Annotated in this window: 19 protein-coding genes; 9 read left to right on the top strand and 10 right to left on the bottom strand. The window is 74.1% G+C overall.

Annotation, left to right across the window (positions count from 1 at the left end; all coding sequences use genetic code 11):
• Positions 1 to 108 precede the first annotated feature (108 nt).
• From sucD to UXQ13_RS02090, 3 genes are all read right to left on the bottom strand, one after another.
• Positions 109 to 987: a succinate--CoA ligase subunit alpha gene (gene sucD / locus UXQ13_RS02100; protein ID WP_225232872.1), complete on the bottom strand. Its 879-nt coding sequence runs from the start codon at positions 985 to 987 to the stop codon at positions 109 to 111.
• A gap of 32 nt (positions 988 to 1019) precedes the next feature.
• On the bottom strand, positions 1020 to 2183 hold the full coding sequence (sucC, locus tag UXQ13_RS02095) for an ADP-forming succinate--CoA ligase subunit beta (RefSeq protein ID WP_225232873.1): 1164 nt from the start codon (positions 2181 to 2183) through the stop codon (positions 1020 to 1022).
• Positions 2184 to 2247: 64 nt separating this feature from the next.
• Positions 2248 to 3333: a hypothetical protein gene (locus UXQ13_RS02090; protein WP_225232874.1), complete on the bottom strand. Its 1086-nt coding sequence runs from the start codon at positions 3331 to 3333 to the stop codon at positions 2248 to 2250.
• Between the two features lie 171 nt (positions 3334 to 3504).
• On the opposite strand from UXQ13_RS02090, the gene UXQ13_RS02085 reads away from it, so the two are divergent.
• Together UXQ13_RS02085 and UXQ13_RS02080 are read left to right on the top strand one after the other, a co-directional pair.
• On the top strand, positions 3505 to 4404 hold the full coding sequence (locus UXQ13_RS02085; protein WP_225232875.1) for an esterase/lipase family protein: 900 nt from the start codon (positions 3505 to 3507) through the stop codon (positions 4402 to 4404).
• 261 nt (positions 4405 to 4665) lie between these two features.
• Positions 4666 to 5556 (top strand): M23 family metallopeptidase, encoded by an 891-nt coding sequence (locus tag UXQ13_RS02080; RefSeq protein WP_225232876.1) that lies wholly within the window; start codon positions 4666 to 4668, stop codon positions 5554 to 5556.
• Between the two features lie 221 nt (positions 5557 to 5777).
• On the opposite strand, the gene pcrA is transcribed toward UXQ13_RS02080, so the two are convergent.
• Positions 5778 to 8069, bottom strand: coding sequence for a DNA helicase PcrA (gene pcrA, locus UXQ13_RS02075; protein ID WP_225232877.1), 2292 nt, complete (start codon positions 8067 to 8069; stop codon positions 5778 to 5780).
• Between the two features lie 240 nt (positions 8070 to 8309).
• Between pcrA and UXQ13_RS02070 the strand changes: the two genes are divergently transcribed.
• Together UXQ13_RS02070 and UXQ13_RS02065 are read left to right on the top strand one after the other, a co-directional pair.
• The gene (locus UXQ13_RS02070) at positions 8310 to 8591 is read left to right on the top strand and encodes a chorismate mutase (RefSeq protein WP_225232878.1); all 282 of its coding nucleotides are present in this window, start codon (positions 8310 to 8312) and stop codon (positions 8589 to 8591) included.
• Between the two features lie 39 nt (positions 8592 to 8630).
• A complete protein-coding gene (locus UXQ13_RS02065; RefSeq protein ID WP_225232879.1) occupies positions 8631 to 9368 on the top strand; it encodes a PIG-L deacetylase family protein in 738 nt (245 codons plus the stop codon).
• Here the strand turns inward: UXQ13_RS02065 and UXQ13_RS02060 are convergent.
• Entirely contained in the window at positions 9365 to 10012 is a 648-nt protein-coding gene (locus UXQ13_RS02060; protein WP_225232880.1) for a response regulator, read from the bottom strand. The genes UXQ13_RS02065 and UXQ13_RS02060 overlap by 4 nt on opposite strands.
• Positions 10009 to 11205: an ATP-binding protein gene (locus tag UXQ13_RS02055; RefSeq protein ID WP_336391742.1), complete on the bottom strand. Its 1197-nt coding sequence runs from the start codon at positions 11203 to 11205 to the stop codon at positions 10009 to 10011. Before UXQ13_RS02055 ends, UXQ13_RS02060 begins: the two co-directional genes overlap by 4 nt.
• 119 nt (positions 11206 to 11324) lie before the next feature.
• Between UXQ13_RS02055 and UXQ13_RS02050 the strand changes: the two genes are divergently transcribed.
• The 3 genes from UXQ13_RS02050 (at position 11325) to UXQ13_RS02040 (ending at position 13179) form a co-directional block, all read left to right on the top strand.
• Complete coding sequence (locus UXQ13_RS02050) at positions 11325 to 11744, top strand: GtrA family protein (protein ID WP_225232882.1); 420 nt, start codon at positions 11325 to 11327, stop codon at positions 11742 to 11744.
• Positions 11745 to 11810: 66 nt separating this feature from the next.
• The gene (locus tag UXQ13_RS02045; protein ID WP_336391741.1) at positions 11811 to 12758 is read left to right on the top strand and encodes a PspC domain-containing protein; all 948 of its coding nucleotides are present in this window, start codon (positions 11811 to 11813) and stop codon (positions 12756 to 12758) included.
• Positions 12751 to 13179: a phage holin family protein gene (locus UXQ13_RS02040; protein WP_225232884.1), complete on the top strand. Its 429-nt coding sequence runs from the start codon at positions 12751 to 12753 to the stop codon at positions 13177 to 13179. The genes UXQ13_RS02045 and UXQ13_RS02040 overlap by 8 nt, the downstream gene beginning before the upstream one ends.
• 82 nt (positions 13180 to 13261) lie before the next feature.
• Here UXQ13_RS02040 and guaA read toward each other — a convergent pair whose 3' ends face one another.
• From guaA to guaB, 3 genes are read right to left on the bottom strand one after another with little or no spacing between them, the layout of a single operon-like run.
• Positions 13262 to 14824, bottom strand: coding sequence for a glutamine-hydrolyzing GMP synthase (guaA, locus tag UXQ13_RS02035; RefSeq protein WP_225232885.1), 1563 nt, complete (start codon positions 14822 to 14824; stop codon positions 13262 to 13264).
• A 2-nt stretch (positions 14825 to 14826) separates the two neighbouring features.
• Complete coding sequence (locus tag UXQ13_RS02030; protein ID WP_225232886.1) at positions 14827 to 15948, bottom strand: GuaB3 family IMP dehydrogenase-related protein; 1122 nt, start codon at positions 15946 to 15948, stop codon at positions 14827 to 14829.
• 12 nt (positions 15949 to 15960) lie between these two features.
• Positions 15961 to 17469: an IMP dehydrogenase gene (gene guaB / locus UXQ13_RS02025; protein ID WP_225232887.1), complete on the bottom strand. Its 1509-nt coding sequence runs from the start codon at positions 17467 to 17469 to the stop codon at positions 15961 to 15963.
• 110 nt (positions 17470 to 17579) lie between these two features.
• Here guaB and UXQ13_RS02020 point away from each other — a divergent pair, with 110 nt between their 5' ends.
• A complete protein-coding gene (locus UXQ13_RS02020; protein ID WP_225232888.1) occupies positions 17580 to 17978 on the top strand; it encodes a DUF5319 family protein in 399 nt (132 codons plus the stop codon).
• Between the two features lies 1 nt (position 17979).
• On the opposite strand, the gene UXQ13_RS02015 is transcribed toward UXQ13_RS02020, so the two are convergent.
• Positions 17980 to 18738, bottom strand: coding sequence for a response regulator transcription factor (locus UXQ13_RS02015; RefSeq protein ID WP_225232889.1), 759 nt, complete (start codon positions 18736 to 18738; stop codon positions 17980 to 17982).
• Positions 18739 to 19019: 281 nt separating this feature from the next.
• On the opposite strand from UXQ13_RS02015, the gene UXQ13_RS02010 reads away from it, so the two are divergent.
• Positions 19020 to 19319 (top strand): WhiB family transcriptional regulator, encoded by a 300-nt coding sequence (locus UXQ13_RS02010; protein WP_091238697.1) that lies wholly within the window; start codon positions 19020 to 19022, stop codon positions 19317 to 19319.
• Positions 19320 to 19380 lie beyond the last annotated feature (61 nt).

Here is a 19380-nt window from a genome sequence, read left to right as displayed (position 1 = left end):
AGGATCCCGCCACGCATGGTCTCCACGCGCCGGACGGCCCGCAACCGCGCCGCAGCGGGACACCCTCGTGCGAGGGGGCCCCGCTGCGGCGGTGACGTGCGGTCTGGCTCAGGCGCCGAGGAGCTCGCGCATCAGCCGGGCGGTCTCCGAGGGGGTCTTGCCGACCTTGACGCCGGCGGCCTCGAGGGCCTCCTTCTTGGCCTGCGCGGTGCCGGCCGAGCCGGACACGATCGCGCCGGCGTGGCCCATCGTCTTGCCCTCGGGGGCGGTGAAGCCGGCGACGTAGCCGACCACGGGCTTGGTGACGTTGGCCTTGATGAAGTCGGCGGCCCGCTCCTCGGCGTCGCCGCCGATCTCACCGATCATCACGATGGCCTCGGTCTCCGGGTCGTCCTGGAAGGCCTGCAGCGCGTCGATGTGCGTGGTGCCGATGACCGGGTCGCCGCCGATGCCGATGGCGGTGGAGAAACCGATGTCGCGCAGCTCGTACATCATCTGGTAGGTCAGCGTGCCGGACTTGGAGACCAGCCCGATCTTGCCGGCCTGGGTGATGTCGGCCGGGATGATGCCGGCGTTGGAGCGGCCGGGGCTGATCAGGCCGGGGCAGTTGGGCCCGATGATCCGGGTGCTCTTGCCCTGGGCGTAGGCCCAGAACTCGGTGGAGTCGTGCACCGGGATGCCCTCGGTGATGACCACGCACAGCCCGATGCCGGCGTCCACGGCTTCGACGACGGCGCCCTTGGCGAACTTCGGCGGCACGAAGACGACGGTGACGTCGGCCCCGGTCTCCTTCATGGCCTCGGCCACGGAGCCGAAGACCGGCACCGACGTGCCGTCGAAGTCGACGGTCTGGCCGGCCTTGGAGGGGTTCACGCCACCGACGACCGCGGTGCCGGAGGCCAGCATGCGCTGGGTGTGCTTGCGGCCCTCCGACCCGGTGATGCCCTGCACGATGACCTTGCTGTTCTCGGTGAGGAAGATGCTCATGTCAGAAGTCCTTCGGGGTCAGCGAGTCGGGATCAGGCGGCGGCGAGCTCGGCGGCCCGGCGGGCGGCGCCGTCCATGGTGTCGACCACGGTGACCAGCGGGTGGGCGGCCTCGGCGAGGATCCGCCGGCCCTCCTCGACGTTGTTGCCGTCGAGCCGGACGACCAGGGGCTTGGTGGCCTCGTCGCCCAGGATGGCCAGCGCGGAGACGATGCCGTCGGCGACCGCGTCGCAGGAGGTGATCCCGCCGAAGACGTTGACGAACACGCTCTTCACCGCGGCGTCGCCCAGGATGATGCCCAGGCCGTCGGCCATGACCTGCGCCGAGGCGCCGCCGCCGATGTCCAGGAAGTTGGCCGGGCGCACGCCGCCGAACTCCTCGCCGGCGTAGGCGACGACGTCCAAGGTGCTCATGACCAGGCCGGCACCGTTGCCGATGATGCCGACCTCGCCCTCGAGCTTGACGTAGTTGAGGCCCTTCTCCTTCGCGGCGGCCTCGAGCGGGTCGGCGGCCGCGGCGTCCTCGAGGGCGTCGTGCCCGGGCTGCCGGAAGGCGGCGTTCTCGTCGAGGGTGACCTTGCCGTCCAGCGCGAGCACGGTGCCGTCGGGCGCCTTGGCCAGCGGGTTCACCTCGACCAGGGTGGCGTCCTCCTTGGAGAACACGTCCCACAGCTTGATGGCGATCTCCACGACCTGGTCGCGCACCTCGGCGGGGAAGTTCGCCGCGTCGACGATCTCCTCGGCCTTGGCGCGGTCCACGCCGACGGAGGCGTCGACGGGGATGCGGGCCAGCGCCTCGGGCTTGGTGACCGCGATCTCCTCGATCTCCATGCCGCCCTCGACGCTGGCCATGGCCAGGAAGGTGCGGTTGGACCGGTCGAGCAGGTAGGAGAAGTAGTACTCCTCGGCGATGTCGCTGGCCTTGGCCACCATCACCTGCCGGGTGATGTGGCCCTTGATGTCCAGGCCGAGGATGTCGGTCGCCCGCGCCTTGGCCTCCTCCGGGGTGTCGGCGAGCTTGACGCCACCGGCCTTGCCCCGGCCGCCGACCTTGACCTGGGCCTTGACGACGACCTGGCCCGCGATGTCGCGGGCGATGGCCTCGGCCTGCTCAGGGGTCTCGGCGACGCCGCCGGGGAGCACGGGTACGCCGTGCGCTGCGAACATGTCACGGGCCTGGTACTCGAAGAGATCCACGAAGAGGCACCGTAACGCCCCCGCAACCTCGCTGCCGACCCCTCGTCGCAGTCCGTGGGACGCATCACAGGCGCCGGAGGTCCTCCGGCTCGTCGTCCTCGACCGCCGGCCGACCGGGGCCCGGCTGCCACCGCCAGGCCAGGACGGCGAGACCGACCGCGGCGATCCCCAGCAGCAGCAGGCCGATCCCCGGCACCGTCCAGTCCAGGTCGGTGGAGTGCAGCGCGTCGCGCCAGCCGGACAGCCCGGCCTGCAGCACCACGACGGCCAGCGCCAGCAACCCGCCGACCGCGGCCAGCCGAGGGCGCAGCGAGGCGGCGACGCCGGCGCAGAGCAGCAGCCCGGCGGCCAGCACCAGACCGCCCAGCAGCGCGAGGCCGGGTCGCTCGAGCAGCGCACGGGGCCCCTCGGTGGTCACCACGGTGACCAGCCCGGTGGCCGGGTCGGTGACCAGACCGTCGGGCACGTCGGCCGCGGGGAGGGCCAGGCACAGCGCCGCCACCGCAGCCAGCAGCACGGCCGACCCGGCCAGCGCGGGGCGCAACGCGTCCAGCGCGCCGCCGTCCTCCATGACCGTGCGCCCCCAGGCGAGGACGGCGACCACCCCGGCGAGCACGGTCAGGGCCAGGGCGACGACGCCCAGCACCCAGCCGGCGCCGGTGACCACCGTGCTGGTGACCACCAGGTCACCGGCCAGCACCTCGACGCCGGGCCGGGTGGTGGAGGCGGTGCCCTGGTACAGCTCGATCAGCAGCCGGCCGGTCCCCAGCCCGCCGGCCACCGCGGCGTAGGCCAGCCCGAAGCGGGGCACCCGGCCCAGCGCGGTCAGCACGCCCACGGCCAGCGCCACCAGCGGGGTGACCAGGGCGACCAGGACGTCGAGCGGGCCGGTGGCCAGCGACAGCGGCTCACCCCCGACCACGAGGTACCCCGGGAAGACCGCCACGGCCCCGACCAGGCCGGCCAGCGCCAGCAGGGCACCGGCCACCCGGGCGGTGACCGGCACGTCGCCGACGACCAGCCCGTCCGCGGGCACGGCGGAGGTCCCGCGGGCCGGGGGCCGGGCGGTCCGCGTCGCACCGCCGCGGGGTGCGGCCCTGCGGGCGGTCGCGGAGCTCCCTGGCGTGGTGCCGTCCTTGCGCGTGGCCACGGGGTCCTCCTGGGGTCGTGGTCGCGAGCGGCCGAGACCGCATCGTGATCGTGTCGGGGTGTCGTCGTGTGTGACGTCGGGCACACGAGGGCATTACCGTCACGTGAACGGGGCACGCATGGTGAGCCCCAGCACATCCCGGCGCCCGCCGGGTCGACCCAGGAGGTGCCGGTGACGACGTCCGCGTCCGTCCCAGCCTGGCACGGCGCCTCCTCGGTGGTGGCCAACGGCGTGTCCGGCGTGGCCGGTGCCGCCCGGACGCTGCGCAGCCTGTGCACGCCCGCGACGCTCACCGGCGGCCTGACCGAGCTGGCCTGGGTCAGCGCGCACGCCCTGCTGTGGCCGCTGGGGACCCGGGCGGAGACGCCGGTCGCCGACGAGCGGATCCGCCCCGAGTGGCAGCCGCCCGCCGTCCGCGCGTTCTTCGCCGCCGACCCGCTCGCCGCCCGGGTGCCGGTGGTGCTGGTCCACGGCATGGTGGACAACCGGTCGATCTTCACGGTGATGAGCCGCTCGCTGCGCCGTCGGGGCTTCACCTCGGTGAGCACCTGGAACTACAGCCCGCTGGTGCAGGACGTGCGCGTGGCCGCCGACCAGCTGGCCCGGCACCTCGAGCAGATCTGCGAGCAGACCGGCCACGAGCGCGTGCACCTGGTCGGGCACTCCCTCGGCGGGATCGTCGCGCGGTACCTGGTGCAGTGCGCGGGCACCGAGCGGGTGGCCTCGTTGACCACCCTGGGCTCCCCGCACGGCGGCACGCTCTGGGCCCACGCGGTGCCGACCCCGCTCATCCGGCAGCTGCGGTCGGGCTCGGACCTGCTGGCCGAGCTGGGCCGACCCGCACCGGGCGTCGACATCCCGGTGACGGCGGTCTACAGCGACCTGGACCAGATGGTCCTGCCGATCGTGCACGGGCGCTGCGACCACCCCGACCTGCGGGCGCGCAACGTGCTGGTGCACGGCGTGGGGCACATGTCCCTCCCGATCCACCGGGCCGTCGTCGACGAGGTCGCCGCCACCCTGGCCGGGCACCGCAGCACCGACCGCAGCACGGACGTCGTCGCGGCCTGACGGTCCCGCGCCCGATCCCGGGCAGGTTCTGCCCACGGTCGGTGACGGTTGGGACGTCCGGTGTCCGCAGCACCCCCGCGCGCACTGCGTGTGACGAGAAGTCGACAGACCGACACGCCGCGCACGTCCCCGGTCGCAGCCGTCACACGTGGTCACAATGCGATCACGCTGCTGGCATTCCTGCCGGCACCCGACGCCGGCCTCGCCGGCAGTCGACCCGCTCCCCCGGGGGCGGGCCCACCACGGAAGGCGGTGCCCCGGATGTCCCGACATGGCCTGGTGGGTCACCCGCGGCCCGGCCGCCCCGTCCGCGACCGCTCGGTGCTCGAGGCACCCGCACGGGAGTCCGTCGAGGACCTCCTGGACGCCCTCGACCCCGACGTCCCCACGGCCTCGACCGACGACCCGCTGGACGGCGGGCCGAAGCCGGTGACCACCGTCGTGGCGTCCCGCGAGCCGGCCACCACGCCGCGCCCGGGTGGGCGACACCGCCTCCCCCAGCCCCCTCGGCGGCGCGGGCACCTGCTCCTGGCGGCGCTGACCGTCGGTGCCGTCCTCGCCGCGGTGCTCGGCAGCACCGGGTCACCGACCCCCGCGACGCCGGTCGCCGACGCCGGGGACTACGGGCTGTCCTCCTCGGACTCGAACTTCGCCGGGGGCACCGAGGACGCCGACGCGCGCCGTGACCTCACCGCCGCCGAGGCCAGTGCCCGCCTGGCCGACCTGGCCGCCTCCCGCGCCGAGCGGGAGCCGGACTTCGCGCTGCCGACCGACGGGATCCTGACCACGTGCTTCTGCATGCGGTGGGGCCAGATGCACTGGGGCCTGGACCTGGCCGCCCCGCTGGGCACCCCGATCGTCGCGGCCGCCGACGGCGTCGTGCTCCGCTCGGGCCCGGCCAGCGGGTACGGCAACGCCATCTACATCCAGGACGCCGACGGCAATGTCGAGATCTACGGCCACATGCGCTACCTGTTCGTCTCGGCCGGGGACGTCGTCTCCGCCGGGGACCTCATCGCCAAGGTCGGCAACGAGGGCCAGTCCACCGGCCCGCACGTCCACTTCGAGGTCCACGTCGGTTCCATGACCGGGCGGCCCACCGACGCCGCCGAGTGGTTGAACGACCGAGGCATCGACGTCCCGGGAGCGTAGGAGTCCGCCCCGCGCACCGCGCCGAAGGCGCTGACCGGCGACGAGGCGGGGCCGGAGGCTCCCCGAGGAACCGGTCGACCGGCAGCCGAGGGCCGGCACGGTCGTGAGAAGGGGGCCCGGAGGGTCCCCGCCGATCGACGGGCACGCTCGCCACAACGGGGGCACGGCTCCTGGCCGCGGTGCGATCCGGAGGATCGCCGTGTCATCGCCCCTCCCGCTCGTCAGAGCTTGACCACCGGCGCATATCTCAGGACCAAGCGCTTCGTCCCGCCGCTGCCGAAGTCGACGGTGGCCTGGGCCTTGTCGCCGACGCCGTTGATCTCGACGACAGTGCCGAGCCCGAAGGCGTCGTGGCTGACCCGGTCGCCGACGTCGACGCTGATGACCTGGCGGTTGCCCACCCCGCCGCGCAGTCCGCCGGTGGACAGGCCGGTGGCGGCGACCCGGCGCTGCGCTGACCCGTAGGCGGCCGAGGGCTTGGGGTCCACGCCGGTCCAGTGCACGGCGTCGCCGGGCAGCTCGTCGAGGAACCGGGACGGCGGGTTGTAGGCGGGCTGGCCCCAGGAGGTGCGGACCGTGGCGCGGGACAGGAACAGCCGCTCGCGGGCCCGGGTGATGCCCACGTAGGCCAGCCGGCGCTCCTCCTCCAGCTCCTTGCTGTCGCCCAGGGCGCGCAGGTGCGGGAAGACGCCGTCCTCCAGGGCGGTGAGGAAGACGACCGGGAACTCCAGGCCCTTGGCGGTGTGCAGCGTCATCATCGTGACCACCCCGGCGTCGTCGCCGGCGACGGGGATCTGGTCGGCGTCGGCCACCAGCGACACCTGCTCGAGGAAGTCGGTCACCGTGCCCTCGGGGTTCACCGCCTCGAACTCGGCGGCGACGCTGACCAGCTCGTGCAGGTTGTCCACCCGGCCCTCGTCCTGGGGGTCGGTGGAGGACTCCAGCTCCGAGAGCAGCCCGCTGCGCTCCAGGATCGACTCCAGCAGCGCGCTGGGCCCCGAGCCGGTGGCCAGCAGGTGCTCGAACTCCTCCAGCAGCGAGACGAACTCCTGGATGTTCTTGAGCGAGCGGGTGGCCAGGCCCGGGGCCTCCTCGGCCCGGCGCAGCGCGGTGGCGAACGCGATCCGCTCGCGGTCGGCGAGGGTCTCCACGCAGGCTTCGGCGCGGTCACCGATGCCGCGCTTGGGGGTGTTGAGCACCCGGCGCAGGCTGACCACGTCGGTCGGGTTGCTGACCACCTTGAGGTAGGCCAGCGCGTCGCGGACCTCCTTGCGCTCGTAGAAGCGCACCCCGCCGACCACCTTGTAGGGCATGCCGACCCGGATGAACACCTCCTCGAAGACGCGGGAGGCGTTGTTGGTGCGGTAGAAGACCGCGATGTCCTTGGGCCGGGCGTCACCGGCGTCGACCAGCTTGTCGATCTGCTCGGCGACCCAGGCCGCCTCGTCGTGCTCGTTCTCCCCGACGTAGCCCTCGATCAGCTCGCCGTCCCCCGCGTCGGACCACAGGTTCTTCGGCCGGCGCGCGGTGTTGCGGGCGATGACCTGGTTGGCCGCCTTGAGGATGCGCTGGGTGGAGCGGTAGTTCTGCTCCAGCACGATCGTGGTGGCCTCGGGGTAGTCGCGCTCGAACTCGTCGATGTTGCGGATCGTGGCGCCGCGGAAGGCGTAGATCGACTGGTCGGCGTCGCCGACCACGCACAGCTCGGCCGGCGGCACCGGGCCGCCCGGGAACCCGACCAGCTCGCGCACCAGCGCGTACTGCGCGTGGTTGGTGTCCTGGTACTCGTCGACCAGCACGTGCCGGAACCGGCGGCGGTAGTGCTCGGCGACGTCGGGGAAGGCCTGCAGCAGGTTGACCGTCGTCATGATCAGGTCGTCGAAGTCCATCGCGTGCGCCTCGCGCAGCCGCCGCTGGTAGAGCGCGTAGACGTCGGCGAGCACCTTCTCCGGCGGCGTCTGCGGGGCGAAGGACTCCTCGTCGACCAGCTCGTTCTTCAGGTTCGAGATCTGGGTGGCCAGGCTGCGGCCCGGGTAGCGCTTGGCGTCGAGGTCCAGGTCGCGGGCGACCATCGTCATCAACCGGACCGAGTCGCCCTGGTCGTAGATGGTGAACGAGCTCTTCATGCCGAGCTTGGCGGCCTCGGCGCGGAGGATGCGCACGCACATGGAGTGGAAGGTCGACACCCACATGGCCCGCGCCCGCGGCCCCACCAGCTGGGCGACCCGCTCCTTCATCTCGCCGGCGGCCTTGTTGGTGAACGTGATGGCCATGATCTCGCCGGGCGTCGCGCCCCGGGCGCCCAGCAGGTAGGCGATCCGGTGGGTCAGCACCCGGGTCTTGCCCGACCCGGCGCCGGCCACGATGAGCAGCGGCCCGCCCTCGTGGACCACGGCGTCGCGCTGGGGGCCGTTGAGCCCGGCGAGCATCCGCTCGAGCTCGCGGCCCATCTGCCCGGGTGTCCGGCGGGGCAGGGCGGCGGTTCCGGGGAGGGAGATCTGGGGGCTGCTCATGACGCCTCCGAGCTTAGGCGTCGGCACCGACACCGACCCGGGCCAGCGACCGTGCTGGCCACCACCCGCGCGGTGTGGCAAGCTCCCCAGCGTGCTGAGCGCGCAGGAGTTTTACTACGGCCACCGGGTCCCGGTCGCCGTCCCTCAGCGCTAGCCACTGACAGACGAGACCCCGGGCCCAGGAGCCCGGGGTTTTCGCGTCTCCGGGGTGCTGGGCCTCCCCCACCAGGAGGAACGACCATGAGCACGACCCTCGACGGCACCCCCACCCCGGCCGACCCCGCCGGGCGCATCGGCGAGCTGCGCGTGGAGATCGACGCCTGCGACGCCGAGATCATCCGCCTGGTGCAGCAGCGCCTGGCCATCTCGAAGGAGATCGGGTCGCTGCGCCGGGAGAGCGGGGGCACCCGGCTGTCGCTGTCCCGCGAGCAGCAGGTGCTGGCCCGGTTCCAGCAGGCCCTCGGCCCCGACGGGGCCACGCTGGGCATGATGCTGCTGCGCCAGGGCCGCGGCCGGCTCTGACCCGGGAACACCCGCCCCGCGCCCGGGCTTGAGCCCCGTGTGACCGCACCCGCCCAGCCCCCCGCCGAGCACGTGGACCGCGTCCTGTGCGTGCTGGCCCACCCCGACGACGTCGACTTCGGCAGTGCCGGCACCATCGCGACCTGGACCGACGCCGGCACCGAGGTCGTCTACTGCCTGGTCACCGACGGCGACGCGGGTGGGTTCGACGACACCCCGCGCGACCGGATGGGCCCGCTGCGCCGGGAGGAGCAGACCGCCGCGGCCGCCCAGGTGGGCGTGACCGAGCTGCACTGGCTGGGCTACCCCGACGGCCGCGTCGAGCAGACGCTGGACCTGCGTCGCGACATCTCCCGGGTGATCCGCCAGGTCCGCCCCGACCGGGTGGTCACCACCTCGCCGGAGCGGATGTGGGACCGGGTCGGCGCCAGCCACCCCGACCACATGACCGTCGGCGAGGCCACGATGCGGGCGGTGTACCCCGACGCGCGCAACCCCTTCGCCTTCCCCGAGCTGCTGGCCGACGAGGGCCTGGAGGCGTGGACGGTGTCGGAGGTGTGGCTGTCGGCCAGCCCCCGCGCCGACCACGCGGTCGACGTCACCGACACCGCCGAGCGCAAGTTCGCCGCGCTGGAGTCGCACGTCACCCAGGTCGCCCACCAGCCCGAGGGCCAGCTGCGCGAGTTCGTCACCGGCTGGATGCGGCAGACCGCCCGCACCCACGGCCTCCCCGAAGGCCGCCTCGCCGAGGCCTTCCACGTCGTGCACACCGCCTAGGCGAGCTTGCGGTCGACCGCCCAGCGGGTGAGCTCGTTGCGGTTGGACAGCTGCAGCTTGCGCAGCACGTTGGAGGCGTGGGACTCCACCGTCTTCACCGAGATGAACAGCCGCTGGCCGATCTCCCGGTAGGTGTAGCCCCGGGCCAGCAGCTGCATGACCTCGCGCTCGCGGGCCGACAGCAGGTCCAGGCCCGGGTCGACGTCCGGCTCGGGGGCGGGGGCGGCCGGTCCGGCGGCGAAGGCGTCGAGCACGAAGCCGGCCAGCCGCGGGGAGAACACCACGTCGCCCTCGGCCACCCGGGCCACGGCGTCGCGCAGGTCCGGCCCGGAGATGGTCTTGGTGACGTAGCCGCGGGCGCCGGCGCGGATGACGGCGATGACGTCCTCGGCCGCGTCGGACACCGACAGCGCCAGCCACCGGACGTCGGGCAGCTCGGCGCGCAGCGTCTCCAGCACCGCCCGGCCACCCCCGCCGGGCAGGTGCACGTCGAGCAGGACGACGTCCGGGCGGGTCTCCCGGACCCCGGCCACCGCCCCGGCGACGTCGGCGGCCTCGCCGACCACCTCGACGGCGTCGCCGAGCTCGGCGCGCACGCCCGAGCGCACCATCGCGTGGTCGTCGACCAGGAAGACGGTGATCACGACGCGCTCCGCGGCAGGGTCAGCTCCACCTCGGTCCCCTCCCCCGGGTTCGAGTGCACGACGGCGGTCCCGCCGACGCGCTGCAGGCGACCGACGACGGAGTCCCGCAGCCCGCGCCGGTCCTGCGGGACCCGGGCCGGGTCGAACCCGGTGCCGCGGTCCCGGACGAAGACGGTGAGCGCCGACGGCGTCACCTCGGTGTAGAGCGCGACCTCGCCGGCCCCGGAGTGCTTGGCCGCGTTGACCACGGCCTCCCGGGTGGCCTGGCCCAGCGCCGCGACGGCGTCGTCGACCGCGGTGTCGCCCACGACGACCGGGTCGACGGTGACCACGTGGTCGGCCTCGACCTCGGCCACCAGCCGCTCGACCAGCCCGGCCCAGGTGCCCCCGGTGGCCACCTGCGGGGCGTAGAGCCAGCTGCGCAGCTCGCGCTCCTGGCTGCGCGCCAGGCGGGCCACCTGGGTGGGGTCGGCGGCGTGCCGCTGCACCAGCGCCAGGGTCTGCAGCACCGAGTCGTGCAGGTGGGCGGCGACCGCGGCGCGCTCCTCCGAGCGGATCCGGGCGGCGCGCTCCTCGGCGCGGGAGTCCAGCAGCCGCCGCCAGAGCGGCGCGGTGGCCAGCGCGATGCCGACCAGCACGACCAGGGTGGCGGCGAACCCGTTGCGGGCGTTGACCAGCTGGCCGGTGGTGGCCAGCAGCAGCACCACGCCGCCGACGCCGAGCAGCACGCCGACCACCAGGCCCCACCGCCCGGTGGAGCGGGTCAGCGTGCGCTCGGTGTCGAGCTGGTACCAGATCACCGCCAGCCCGGCCCCGGCCAGCAGCAGCGGGACGACGACGTCGCCGCGACCCCAGCTGGACAGCCGGCTGGTGAGGGTGACCGCGGCCAGCCCGAGCAGCACCACGCCGACCAGCTGGCGGCGACTGGGCGACGCCGGCCGCGGCGGCCGCTCCGACCCGGCCGGCGCGGCCCGCATGGTCAGCCACAGCAGGGCGTAGGCGACGACGCCGATGCCGGTCAGCGACATCAGGACGAAGGCGACCCGGACGAGCAGCGGGTCCAGCCGGAGGTGGTCGGCGGTGCCGGCGGCCACCCCGCCCAGCAGCCGGCCCGAGCGCGGGCGCAGCAGCGGTGGTCGGGCCGCGGGGAGGGCGCTGCCCGGCGGCAACGTCGTCGTCCCCGGGTCGGTCACGTGATCATCGTGTCACCGCCGGCCCGCCGGCCACACCCGGTGACACCCTGAGTTCCCCCGGGGCAGGACCAGGGTGTCCCCGGGTTCCGCCGGGGTCCGGGGCGGCCCAGGGTCGGTGCATGCCCCTCGCCACGCTCGGTCGCGCGCTGTGGTCCGCGCCGTCCGGGCCGGCTCCGCTGGCCCGGTTCGCCCTCGCCGGCGGCACCGCGACGCTGGTGCAGTCCGCGCTCTTCCTGCTGGCCGGGGGCGGCCAGACCGCCAACCTGCTGGCCACCGCGGCCGCGACCGTGCTGGCCAACGAGCTGCACCGGCGGGTCACCTTCCACGCCGGCGGCCGGACGCCGTGGTGGCGCGCGCAGTGGACCGGCGGCGGGGTGGCCGTCGTCGGCCTGGCCACCACCAGCACCGTCCTGCTGCTGTGGGAGAGCTGGGTCCCCGACGCGCCGGACGTGGCGGCCCTCGCGGTGCTCGTGGGCGTCACCACCACGGTCGGGCTGGTGCGCTTCCTGGTGCTCCGCCGGGTGCTGTCCCCGAGCTGAGGACCAGGGTCGGATCCGGGGGTTCCCCGATGGTGCCGGCCCCCTCCCGTCGACAGGCTGGTGCCCATGACGACCACCGTCCCCCCGCTGCCCCCCGCTCCCGAGGCACCCGCCGGCCCCCCGCCCCCGCCGCCCGGCGCGGACGGGCTGCGTCCCCCGCTGCGCCGCAGCCGCACCGACAAGGTGCTCGGCGGCGTCAGCGGCGGACTGGCGGAGTACACCGGCATCGACGCCCTGCTGTGGCGGGTCGGCTTCATCGCCCTGGTCTTCGCCGGCGGCACCGGCGTCGTGGTCTACCTCCTGCTGTGGGTGCTGATGCCCCGCCGCCAGGACGGCGAGGCCGCGGCCGCCGCCCCGGCCCGCGTCGAGGCCGGCCCGCCCGAGCCCCGCTCCCCCGTCCCGGGGATCACCGTGGCGGTGCTGCTGATCCTGGTCGGCGTGCTGGCCCTGGCCGCCCGGGTCACCCCGTGGACGCCGGGCCCGGTGCCCTTCCTGGCCACCGCGCTGATCACGGTGGGCATCGGCCTGGGCGTCGGTGCCTTCGTCTCCGGCCGCAGCTCGCGCGGCCCGCTGATCGCGCTGGGCGTGCTGCTGTCCTTCGCGCTGCTGGTCGCCTCGGCCACCGACGGCGACGGGTTCCGCAACGGCCGGGACCGGGGTCTGGGTGACCAGAGCTACACCCCGCAGGACGCCACGGCCGTGCAGCCCCGCTACGAGTCCGGGGTCGGTGACTTCGAGCTCGACCTCACCGACGTCGACCTCGCCGACCTGACCCAGCCGGTCACCACCACCGTCAACGCCGGGGTGGGCGACGTCGAGGTCGTCGTGCCGCGGTCGGCCGACGTCCGGGTGGAGGTGTCCAACGGCCTGGGGAACGCCGACGTGTTCGGCCGCAGCTCGGACGGCGGCACCTACGCCGGCACCGGCGACCAGCCGTGGACCGGCGACGACACCGCCGAGATCGTGCTGACGATCGAGTCCGGCATCGGCGACGTGACGGTGTCCCGTGGCTGACCCCATCGGCTCCGCGCCGCCGACCACCGACCAGCCCACCGACCCGTCACCCGACCGTCAGGAGACCCCCGTGAACCCCACCGGCGAGCACGCCACCACCGAGCACCCGACCACCGAGTTCGGCACCGACCACCCACGCGGCGCACAGGCCACCGCCGTCGCACCGCCGCTCGTCGGACCGACCGGCTACGCCACCTGGCAGGAGGCCCAGGCGCAGCCGGACCCCGTCGCCCGGCCCGGGCGCCGGTCGCCCGACGTGGTCGCCCTCGTCAGCGGTGCGCTGTTCGTGCTGGTCGCCGTGCTGGCGCTGGTCGGCACGTCGCTGCCGGGCTGGGTGTTCGGCGGCGGCCTGGTGGCCACCGTCCTCGTCGTCCTCGGCGCCGGCCTGCTCGTCTCGGAGCTGCGCCGCATCAAGCGGTGACGAAGGTGACCCGATGGAACGGCCCCGTCCCAGGGGCCCCGGGCGCGCGGAGCGCGTCAGGGGGTGGGACGGGGTCCTTCTTCTACTCCCACTCGATGGTGCCCGGGGGCTTGCTGGTCACGTCCAGCACCACCCGGTTGACCTCGGCCACCTCGTTGGTGATCCGGGTCGAGATCTTCGCCAGCACGTCGTAGGGCAGCCGGGTCCAGTCCGCGGTCATCGCGTCCTCGCTGGACACCGGCCGCAGCACCACCGGGTGGCCGTAGGTGCGGCCGTCGCCCTGCACGCCCACCGACCGGACGTCGGCCAGCAGCACCACGGGGCACTGCCAGATCTCCCGGTCCAGCCCGGCCGCGGACAGCTCGGCCCGGGCGATGGCATCGGCCTTGCGCAGGATGTCCAGCCGCTCCGCGGTCACCTCGCCGACGATCCGGATGCCCAGGCCGGGACCAGGGAACGGCTGCCGCCAGACCAGCGAGCCGGGCAGCCCGAGCTGCAGGCCGACCTCGCGCACCTCGTCCTTGAACAGCGTGCGCAGCGGCTCGACCAGGGTGAAGGTCAGGTCCTCGGGGAGGCCGCCGACGTTGTGGTGGCTCTTGATGTTCGCCGTCCCGGTGCCGCCGCCGGACTCGACGACGTCCGGGTAGAGCGTTCCCTGCACGAGGAACTCGACCGTCTCGCCGTGGGCCGCGGCGTCGGCGACCACGTCGGTGGCTGCTTGCTCGAACACCCGGATGAACTCCCGGCCGATGATCTTGCGCTTCTGCTCCGGGTCGCTGACCCCGGCCAGCGCGGTCAGGAACTGCTCGCGGGCGTCGACGACCCGCAGGTCGGCCCCGGTGACGGCGACGAAGTCCCGCTCGATCTGCTCGGTCTCGCCCTCGCGCATCAAGCCGTGGTCGACGTAGACGCAGGTCAGCTGGTCGCCGATGGCCCGCTGCACGAGCGCTGCGGCCACCGCGGAGTCCACGCCGCCCGACAGCGCGCACAGCGCCCGCTTGCCGCCGATCTGGGCGCGGATGGCCTCCACCTGCTCCTCGACGACGTTGGCCATCGTCCAGGACTTCTCGAGGCCGGCGATGTCGAAGAGGAAGTGCTCGAGCACGGTCTGGCCGTGCGCGGTGTGCTTGACCTCGGGGTGGAACTGCACGCCGGCCAGCCGCCGGTCGACGTCCTCGAAGGCGGCCACGGGGGCCCCGGTGGAGGTCGCGGTGACGGTGAACCCGGGGGGTGCGGCCGAGACCGCATCGCCGTGGCTCATCCAGACCGACTGCTCCAGCGGGGTCTCGCCGAACAGCCGGTTCGCCGTGGTCACGGTCAGCGGGGTGCCGCCGTACTCGCGGTCGCCGGTGTGCGCGACGGTGCCGCCGAGGGACTGCGCCATGGCCTGGAAGCCGTAGCAGATGCCGAAGGCGGGCACCCCGGCCTCGAACAGCGCCGGGTCGACCTGCGGGGCACCCTCGGCGTAGACGCTCGAGGGCCCGCCGGACAGCACGATCGCCGCCGGCTTGCGGGCCAGCACCTCGGCGACCGGGACGTCGGAGCCGACGAGCTCGGAGTACACCCCGGCCTCGCGGATCCGGCGGGCGATGAGCTGGGCGTACTGCGCACCGAAGTCGACGACCAGGACGGTCGGGAAGTCCATGCTCACCCTTCGATGACCAGGTCGACCCGCTGGAACTCCTTGAGGTCCCGGTAGCCGGTCTTGGCCATGGTGCGGGCCAGCGCGCCGAACAGGTTGGTGCGCCCGTCGGACTCCAGGGCCGGGCCGTTGAGCACCTGCTCCAGCGGCACCGACCGGCCCACCGGGGCGGACACCTCGCCGCGCGGCAGGCGGGGGTGCGCGGCGACGGAGTCCCACCAGGCCCCGCCGGCCGGCGCCTCGGTGGCCGAGCGCAGCGGCTCGCCGAGCTGGACGGCGTCCGCACCGCAGGCCAGGGCCCGGGCGATGGCGCCGGAGGTCTCGATCCGGCCGTTGGCGATGACGTGCACGTACCGGCCACCGGTCTCGTCCAGGTAGTCCCGGCGGGCCGCGGCGGCGTCGGCGATGGCGGTGGCCAGCGGCACCCGCACGCCCATGACGGCGTCCCCGGTGGAGGCGCTGTCGGCACCGATGCCCACGATCACGCCGGCCGCGCCGGTGCGCATCAGGTGCAGCGTGGTCTGGTAGTCCGCGGCCCCGCCCACGATCACCGGGACGTCGAGGTCGGCGATGAAGTCCTTGAGGTTGAGCGAGTCGCCCTGGGTGGTGACGTGCTCGGCGGACACGATCGTGCCCTGGATGACCAGCAGGTCCACCCCGGCCGACAGCACGGCCGGGGCCAGCGCCTCGGTGTGCTGCGGGCTGATCCGCACCGCGGAGGTGACCCCGGAGTCGCGCAGCTCCTTGACCCGGGCGGTGACCAGGTCGGGCTTGACCGGCTCGCTGTAGAGCTGCTGCAGCAGGGCGGTGGTCGACGTCCCGGAGCCCGCGGCCTCGAGCAGCTGCCGGTAGACGTCGGTCGGGTCGTCGTACCGGGTCCACAGGCCCTCGGCGTTGAGCACGCCGAGCCCGCCGGCCTGCCCGACGGCGACGGCGGTGGCCGGGCTCATCACGGCGTCCGACGGGCTGGCGACCAACGGGATGCCGAACCGGAAGGCGTCGATCTGCCACGCGGTCGAGACGTCGTCGACGTCCCGGGTGCGGCGGCTGGGGACGATGGAGACCTCGTCGAGGTCGTAGCCGCGGCGGGCGAAGCGGTTCAGCCCGATCTCGACGTTGTCACGCACTGGCACTGAGGGTCACCGGGCCCGGTAGTTGGGAGCTTCGACGGTCATCTGGATGTCGTGCGGGTGGCTCTCGGTCAGGCCCGCGGCGGTGATCCGCGTGAGCTGACCCTTCTCCTGCAGGTCGGCGACGGTGGCCGCGCCGGCGTAGCCCATCGAGGCCCGCAGGCCGCCGACCAGCTGGTGGGCGACCCCGGACAGCGCGCCGCGGTAGGGCACCTGGCCCTCGATGCCCTCGGGGACGAGCTTGTCGTCGGAGAGGACGTCGTCGGCGAAGTAGCGGTCCCGGCTGTAGGACTGGTTGCCGCGCTTCTGCATGGCCCCCAGGCTGCCCATCCCCCGGTAGGACTTGTACTGCTTGCCGTTCATGAAGACCAGGTCGCCCGGGGCCTCCTCGACGCCGGCGAACAGGCTGCCCAGCATCACGGTGTCGGCCCCGGCGACCAGCGCCTTGGCGATGTCGCCGGAGTACTGCAGCCCGCCGTCGGCGATGACCGGGACGCCGGCGGGCTTGCAGGCCAGCGAGGCCTCGTAGACCGCGGTCACCTGGGGCACGCCGACGCCGGCGACCACCCGGGTGGTGCAGATCGAGCCCGGGCCGACACCGACCTTGACGCCGTCGGCGCCCGCGTCGACCAGGGCCTGCGCCCCGGCGCGGGTCGCGACGTTGCCGCCCACCACCTGCACGCCGAAGTCCTTCTTGACCCGGGCGACCATCTCCAGCACGGCGCGCTGGTGGCCGTGCGCGGTGTCCACGACGAGGACGTCGACCCCGGCGTCGACCAGCAGGCCGGCGCGCTTGTAGGCGTCCTCGCCGACACCGAGGGCGGCGCCCACGACCAGGCGGTTGTCGGCGTCCTTGGTGGAGTTCGGGTACTGGTCGCGCTTGATGAAGTCCTTGACGGTGATCAGCCCGCGCAGCCGGCCGGCGTCGTCGACCAGCGGCAGCTTCTCCACCTTGTGCTGGCGCAGCAGGGCCAGCGCGGTCTCGCCGTCGACGCCCACGGGGGCGGTGACCAGCGGCAGCGGGGTCATGACATCGCCGACCAGGCGGTTGGTGTGGTCGGACTCGAACCGCATGTCGCGGTTGGTGACCATGCCGACGAGGACGCCGTCGGCGTCGACGACCGGCGCGCCGGAGATGCGGTAGCGCCCGGACAGCGCGTCGACGTGGGCGAGGGTGTCGCCGGGCGAGCAGGTGACCGGGTTGGTGATCATCCCGGACTCCGAGCGCTTGACCAGGTCGACCTGGCCGGCCTGCTCCTCGGCGGCGAGGTTGCGGTGCAGGATGCCCACGCCCCCGGCCCGGGCCATCGCGATGGCCATGCGGGCCTCGGTGACGGTGTCCATGGCGCTGGAGACCAGCGGGATGGACAACCGGATGCCGCGGGTGAGCAGCGAGGACGTGTCGACCTCGGCGGGGACCACGTCGGAGGCGCCCGGCACCAGCAGGACGTCGTCGTAGGTCAACCCCAGGGGCGCGAACTTCGCCGGGAGCTCGGGGGTGCTGGCGTCGGGCTGCACGGGTGCCGCCACCTCTCGTCTGGTGGTGCGGGCGCCGGACGGCGCACGGGGACCCCGACGATCGTAGGCTGCCGCCCCCGTCACACCCCAGGGACGGTTAGCCTCGACCGGTGACCTCGTGGGACGACGCGTTCGGTGCCGACGGCGGCGAGGACGCCCCGCCGCCGCCTCCGTTGACCATGGAGGAGCGGGCGGGGGTGCTCGACGACCTCGCCGAGCTGGAGGTCTTCCGCACCCTGCTGGAGCACACCGGGGTCAAGGGCATCGTCGTGGACTGCCCGGACTGCGACGAGGAGCACCACGTCGACTGGGCGCTGATGCAGGCCAACCTGCGCCAGCTGCTGGACGAGGGGCAGACCGGGCGGCACGAGCCACCCTTCGACCCGGACCCCGACGACTACGTCAGCTGGGACTACGCCAGCGGGTACGCCGACGGCGTGGCCGCCCGCGCCGACGCCGAGGAGCCCACCGAGGGCCGCACCCCCGGCCGCCACGCCCGCGAGGACTGACTCAGCTCATCATCCCGCGGCGGAAGCCCGTCGCGACGGCCTCGGCGCGGTCCTTCGCGCCGAGCTTGCGGAACAGCCGGCGGGCGTGGGTCTTGATGGTGTCCTCGGAGAGGTAGAGCTCGCGGCCGATCTGGGCGTTGGACTTGCCCTGGCTCATGCCGGTCAGCACCTGCATCTCGCGCACCGACAGCGACACCGCCGGGACGTCGACGCGGACGGCGGCGCGGACCGTGGTGGGCGCCGAGGACGACGCCAGCGCGCTCGAGCCGCTCCAGGCCGGCGCCGACGAGGCCCCGACGGTGGACAGCGGACCGGTGTGCGGCGGACGACCCGGCTCGACCCGCAGGCCGGCGCGGGAGATGCCCAGCCCCATCTCGACCGGGGAGGCGTCCCACCGCAGGTACCCGCGGGCACCGAAGGCGACGGCGGCGCGGACGCTGTCGGCGTCGTCGGGGGCGCCGAGCACCAGCACCGACAGGCCGGGGTGGTTGCGCAGCACCTGGGTGGCGACGGCGAGGCCGTTGTCGGTGGCCCGCTGGGTCCCGACGAGCAGGACGTCGGGCTGGCGGGTGGCCAGCCGGGCCTGCAGCGAGACGGCGTCGCCGACGGCCTCGACCCGACCGACGAAGGGCAGCGCGACCAGGCGCGAGGCGACGTCGTCCCGGACCCGCCGGCGCTCGTCGAACACCCACACGGTGGCACCGCCCATGGTGGCCGTGCCCCCGCCGTTGACCGCGTTGCGCGTCCTGTCCTCGACCACGTCTGCTCCTGTCCTCACCCGGCTGCACCCGATCGGGTGCGTCCGGTGTCCCTCGACCGGTGGTCGACGGGCTGAGGACCCACCTTGAGCGTCGAGGGGGGTGCTGCCCAGCGGGTGTCACCCCGGGGGGTGAGGCCCGGGCCGCCGACCACCCGAAGCACACATCGGTGGATCCCGCAGAAGAAGGATCACCGGACGGGGTTTGGCCGTGATCACCGGCGGGCAGATGCCCAAGAGCGCCGGGCAGCACCCCGGTCAGCCCGAGCACAGGAGGACCACGCATGGCCGACATCCGCCGTCTCCCCACCCCCGTCGCCGAGGTGTGGGACTGGCAACTGCACGGCTCCTGCCGTGGCGAGTCCACCTCCCTCTTCTTCCACCCCGACGGCGAGCGCGGCCCGGCCCGGGCCCGTCGCCAGGCCGCCGCCAAGGCCGTCTGCGGGACCTGCCCCGTCATCGACGCCTGCCTCAAGCACGCCCTCAGCGTCCGCGAGCCCTACGGCGTGTGGGGCGGCATGAGCGAGGAGGAGCGCACCCGGCTCATCGCCGCGGAGAACTCCCCGGTGCGCGTCGGCGTCTGAGACGCCCCAGAGGCCGCTGGGCCTCCCCCCGAACCCCCGAGAGGGCCGGTCGACCACGGAT

This window comes from Klenkia terrae (assembly GCF_037083865.1).
Lineage (GTDB): Bacteria > Actinomycetota > Actinomycetes > Mycobacteriales > Geodermatophilaceae > Klenkia > Klenkia terrae.
This window is presented reverse-complemented; position numbering and strand designations above follow the sequence as displayed.